This window comes from Corynebacterium tuberculostearicum (assembly GCF_022347385.1).
Taxonomy (GTDB): Bacteria; Actinomycetota; Actinomycetes; order Mycobacteriales; family Mycobacteriaceae; genus Corynebacterium; species Corynebacterium tuberculostearicum_M.
Window position 1 is genome coordinate 1 of sequence record NZ_JAKRDT010000049.1, and the last position, 1,356, is coordinate 1,356.

1 pseudogene is annotated in these 1,356 nt (G+C 54.3%); it reads left to right on the forward strand.

Annotated elements, in window-relative coordinates:
• The first annotated feature begins 25 nt into the window (after positions 1 to 25).
• Positions 26 to 1,322, forward strand: a pseudogene (locus MHK00_RS11810) (IS3 family transposase).
• Positions 1,323 to 1,356 lie beyond the last annotated feature (34 nt).

Sequence of the window (1,356 nt, forward strand, 5' to 3'; positions counted from 1 at the left end):
AGTGAGCATCAGCGGGAGCAGTTGGTTGAACTATTTGAGCAAGGCGTGGGCTATCGTGCCGCTGCTACTGCTCTTGGTGTCTCCACATACGCCGCCCGTATGCTCTGTCGTCGGTTTAAGCTGCATGGCAGACTATGTCTTGTGGAAAAACCGACTAAGCAGCAGTATTCGTTCGAAATCAAGAAGGAAGTTGTCCAACGCCACCTTTCTGGTGAGACAGCGATGGATCTTGCGCGCGAGTTTGGCCTGTCATCAGAGCACTTGGTCGGCGGATGGTCGAGGAAATGGCGTAAAGGTGGCGATGAGGCACTAAAACCGAAGCCGAAGGGCAGGCCCAAGGGTTCGGGCACGCCGAAGCCGCTTTCGGAGGAAGCGAAGCTGCGTCGCCAGATCGCGCGGTTGGAAGCGGAAAACGCATATCTAAAAAAATTGCGGGACTTGAGGAATCAGGGACACGCCTGAAGGTCCAGGCGATTGTCATCCTCAAGTCACGGCATCGTCTGCAATACCTTTTGGATGCGGCCGGCATGGCACGGTCGACATTCTTCTATCACCAGAAACGACTCAGCGATCCGGATAAGCACGCTGCGCTCAAAGACGCGATCCGGGGAAGCTTCGAGCGCAACAAGTATCGCTACGGCTACCGACGAGTGCTACTTGACCTGCGCAACCAGGGGTGGGTGGTCAATCACAAGCTCGTCTACAAACTCATGCGCGAGATGGGGCTTCGAGCCAAGGTCCGCCAGCGCAGGCCATATGTTTCTTATAACGGGACGATCAGCCACATTGCCGACAACACACTTGACCGCAAGTTCACTCCAGATAAGCCAAATACCGTCTTTGTTAGCGACGTCACCGAGTTCAGGGTCGCAGGCCGCAAGGTCTACCTGTCACCGGTGATGGATCTGTTCGACCGTTCAATCGTTGCCCACACCGTGGCTACATCGCCGTCGACAGCGTTTACCGCCGATTCTTTAACTAAGACGATTAAAACGTGTGCGCCTGAGCCTGGGTGGATGATGCATACCGATCAAGGTTTCCAGTACCAGCATTCGTCCTGGCGCAACCTGATTCATGACAACGGTGGTGTTCAGTCAATGTCGCGTAAAGCCAACTGTTACGACAACGCGGTCATGGAGAATTTCTTCGGGCACTTAAAAACCGAGATGTACCACGGAGAAGTCTTCGACACCGTCGCAGAGTTCAACCAGGCCATCGACGAGTACATCCAGTGGTACAACACCGAACGCATCCAACAACGACTCAAGGGCCTGACCCCGATGCAATATCGAAATCAGACCCTTGAAGCCCTAACCGCCTAGAATTAAACCAGTCCAACTTTCGGGGGCCAGTTCA